The organism is Helicobacter didelphidarum (assembly GCF_003364195.1).
Taxonomy (GTDB): Bacteria; Campylobacterota; Campylobacteria; order Campylobacterales; family Helicobacteraceae; genus Helicobacter_A; species Helicobacter_A didelphidarum.
The window spans coordinates 1-3,750 of sequence record NZ_NXLQ01000065.1 but is presented as its reverse complement, the minus strand read 5'-3'; the positions used below and the strand labels follow the sequence as shown (position 1 = coordinate 3,750).

6 protein-coding genes and 1 pseudogene are annotated in these 3,750 nt (G+C 30.9%); all 7 read right to left on the bottom strand.

What is annotated here, in order from left to right; all coding sequences use genetic code 11:
* On the bottom strand, positions 1-397 hold a 397-nt coding region (locus tag CQA53_RS10410; RefSeq protein WP_115543898.1), incomplete at its 3' end, for a hypothetical protein.
* A gap of 312 nt (positions 398-709) precedes the next feature.
* Positions 710-877 carry a hypothetical protein gene (locus CQA53_RS12565; protein WP_181882446.1) on the bottom strand — a complete coding sequence of 56 codons (168 nt, stop codon included), beginning with the start codon at positions 875-877 and terminating at the stop codon, positions 710-712.
* A 2-nt stretch (positions 878-879) separates the two neighbouring features.
* Entirely contained in the window at positions 880-1,284 is a 405-nt protein-coding gene (locus CQA53_RS10400) for a hypothetical protein (protein ID WP_115543896.1), read from the bottom strand.
* Complete coding sequence (locus CQA53_RS10395) at positions 1,284-2,000, bottom strand: lipase family protein (protein WP_181882444.1); 717 nt, start codon at positions 1,998-2,000, stop codon at positions 1,284-1,286. Before CQA53_RS10395 ends, CQA53_RS10400 begins: the two co-directional genes overlap by 1 nt.
* A 13-nt stretch (positions 2,001-2,013) precedes the next feature.
* Positions 2,014-2,568, bottom strand: a complete 555-nt coding sequence (locus tag CQA53_RS10390) for a hypothetical protein (protein WP_115543895.1) — start codon at positions 2,566-2,568, stop codon at positions 2,014-2,016.
* Complete coding sequence (locus CQA53_RS10385; protein ID WP_115543894.1) at positions 2,556-3,296, bottom strand: lipase family protein; 741 nt, start codon at positions 3,294-3,296, stop codon at positions 2,556-2,558. The genes CQA53_RS10390 and CQA53_RS10385 overlap by 13 nt, the downstream gene beginning before the upstream one ends.
* Before the next feature lie 14 nt (positions 3,297-3,310).
* Positions 3,311-3,750: pseudogene (locus CQA53_RS10380) on the bottom strand (hypothetical protein); the annotation flags it as partial.

Sequence of the window (3,750 nt, the reverse complement as noted above, 5' to 3'; positions counted from 1 at the left end):
CAATATATTCATCTTTAAATGTATCATAAAAGAGTGTAGCAGAAAACCCACTAAAAGTATTGGGTTGATGAAATTTCACTTCATATCTTGTGGCAAATCTTTGAGCTTGAATTGGGGAGAAGTCGCCGTCTAATAATTCACTAGCAAAAAGTCCAAAGACAATGCCATCTTTAGGCTTACCATCTTCATCAAGGTAGTATTTGTAAGTTCTATCGAGTATGTCAGCAGGTGTGATAATAGCAGTTTCATCATCTTTAATTTTTCTAAATTCCTTTAACGCTTTCTTAGAATCCTCATCTTGCGCATAGTTATATTTTAATCTATCAAAGTAACCATAACTTGCCCAAGAGAGTTCCGCATAATCTCTTAGCTTTTTAATTTGCTCTTTGCAGTTCATTGTAAAACTCCTCACATGGAATAGGTTGATTGTCTTTAAAGCACATAGGAGGCTGATTCGCATCACGAAACAAGAAAATACATATCAAGATAATTAAGAATATAAAAATTAAGATTTTTAATTTTATAAATCGTTTATTAGGATGAAGTATGTTATCTATTACAAGATAGTATATTATTAAAGGGGCAGCAATAAAACCAAGTGTTATAAAAAATTCATTAGTCCTATCTGGATTATGTGCAACTAAAGGTGAAATTATCCAAGTAAATATAAAAAATATAATCCAACAAATATATAATATTTTTAATGTTTTCATAAACTACAATTTCCACCTTTAATTTTTTCTTTGTTAGAATCTAACTTGTAAATTTTTCTAGGAATATTATTAGAATCTTTATCTAAATCAAAATAAAAATAAGATGCTTGAGCGAGTTCTGCATAGTCTTTTAGGTTGTTGATTTGAGTTTTAATCGTGTCCATAATTATCTCCAAAATTTTGCTATATAAAACATAATAAACTTTTTTATCCAAACAGCATACAACCACAAAAACGGCAAACCGCAAAGCAATACCGATGATATAACGCTATTTTTAAAAACTATAAATACCATAAGTGCTATTATGGGAATAAGAAAATATAACGCATATTTTTTAAAAAAGAATTTAAAATCATTGATATTTTGGTTATTTTTATTGCAATATATCTCAAAATCAACAGGGATTTTAAAGATACATAAAAAATATAAGTAAGGTGTAATGGCTAATACTATGCTCCCCAAAAGCCCCTCAAAAAAGTGTGGTTGATAAGCCATTCCTAGATACATAACAAAAACTAAAAGACAAAAACCTAGCCACCCAATATACAGAATTTTAAAGTAAGTTTTCATCAGGCAACACTCTTAGATTCTAAAGAGACATTATAAGTATATAAAGCTTTAATATTATTTCTATTTCTATCATCACATAGGCTTAACACAAATACTTGTGCGAGACAACCCCCTAATGAATGTCCTGTGAGAGTGAGGGAATTTGGAGCTTTTATCTTTGGATATTTTGCTTTACATTGATTATAGAATCTTAGCATATCGTTGTATTGTCCTAGTGGTGTAGAACTAAGAAGTAAAGAACCATCAGTAGTGATAATATCTTGCCAAGCTTGATTAATTTTAAACTCTGTGCCACGAATGGCTAAGATAAACTCTTGAGTTTCTTTTTCTTGAAATAAAGTGGCAGAAAAGCCCGAATCTGTATTAGGGCAATGTTCTACAAGATTGTAGCGTTCAAAGAATTTTTGTGCTTGAAGTGGGGAGAATTCGCCACCTAAAAAATGTTTATGATACCAAGAATCTTGAGGTTTGCCATTTTTATCTTTGAAACATTTATACTCTATGTTGAGAATATCAGAATGGGTGGGATAGGTGTTTTTATCTAAATCCTTACCCAACTCTTTCGCTTTAATTTCTCTAAAATACTCTAGCCTCTTTTTATCTGTGTTATCTTTCTCGAAATCATATTTTGGATTAGCTAAATGAAAATATCCATAAGCTGCCCAAGCCAATTCAGCGTTATCTCTTAGCTTATTAAGCATTTTTTTGGTTTGCATTATTTGCCCCTTTCTATTTAAAATATCCACAATTTATTGGTGTATTTCCCCAATACAATCCCACCCCTTCATTACCAAGTGGAATCGGTCTCTTTTGATCCCACCAAACCCAAAGGCTAGCCTTCTTAATGTTGTCTTTTGTAGCTCTTTCATCTTTGAACCAAAGAACAAAAGTAAAATCAATTCTATCTCCAATCCATTTTTCAAACCAATATGAAAAGTGCTTTTTATCATCGCTTATTCTTAATGTTCGCACATTTGACATATTATCCAAATCTGTATCAAAATACTTTAGCACTTTATTATAATACTCCTCATCTATCTTACCACCATTAGATTGATATATTTCTGGGTCTAGCTTACATATTTCTTTAAATTCGTGATAACTCGGCTGTAAGTTATATGAATATGGTGTATAGAAAAAAATAATTAATCCTATACCTCCAATAAATACTAAAAACTTAGAGATTTTCTTTTGTGATTTAAATGCTTTTCTATATATGAGCCACCATATAAAATATGAGAGAGTAAAGACAATGGGGAGAAAAAAGATTATTACAAATAGCATTGTAGCTCCTTTGGGGGTTTAGGTTTTATATTATTATAAGTATATACTTCATTGATATTTGCTTCATTCTTATTATCACATAAACTTAAAGCACACATTTGAGCTAAAAACCCTCCTAATGAATGCCCTACTATCATCATTTTAGGATAAGATTGAGATGATGTATCATAGATTTTAGGTTTAATCTTTGTCTCTACAAAGTGTATCAAATCAAAGTATTGCTCTGGGATTTGGTTTGTCCCAAGTAAGAAATCTTCATAGAAATCTTTTAGCGTTGCTTTTATCTTATCACTACTCATCTCTGTGCCACGAAAGGCTAAGATATACTTAGAATCTTTAGGGACTTCTTTTCTTTTGCCTGTGGATTTATCAATTTCTCCTAAGTCCTCAAACAATGTAGCAGAGAATCCACTTGAGGTATTGGGTTGATGAAGTAATAAATCATAGCGTTCAAAGAAGCGTTTAGCTTGGTTAGGGGAGAATTCGCCTTTGAGTTTGCCTACTTGTATCTCATCATCTTGTTTGTGTGGATTTAGCTCTACTGCGATATATTTGTTATAAGTGATGTCGAGTATGTCGGTTTGGGTGATGATAGGGGTTGATTCTCTGTCTATATCTTTTAAAATCTTTTTCTCAAATCTTTTACCTATTAAATTAAAGTAACCATAAGCTGCCCACGCCCATTCTGCATTGTCTCTTAGTTTTTGTATTTGTCGTTTGTTGCTCATCGTTAATCCTTTTTCTAAATGTCATCACACCATATTTCATAATCTTTCACTTTATGCCACGCATAAGAGGTAGAGCTGAAATAGTAAGAATAACGCTTTGTATTCCAATATACAAATATTTTTATATCTGCTATATTGTTTCTATCAATGTATGGCTGTAAGGTATAAAATTCCACAATTATAGCAGTAATACCTTCAAATTTGGGAGCATTATTTATTACAAATCTATTTTTGTCTATATACTTATATCTATACTCATCATCGGGTAGTGGATTTCTTGATAATATTTCAAATTTATAAGTTGTTTGTTTGCTATTTAAGGTATTAGATATTGTTTTCGTTTTATTCAACTCCTCCCAATCAAGCGTATCTAAACTCAATCCAAAGTAACTTAGAATCTTATTATACTTCTCTTCATTATTTGGTAATTCATTAAGCTTACACATCTTTTTAA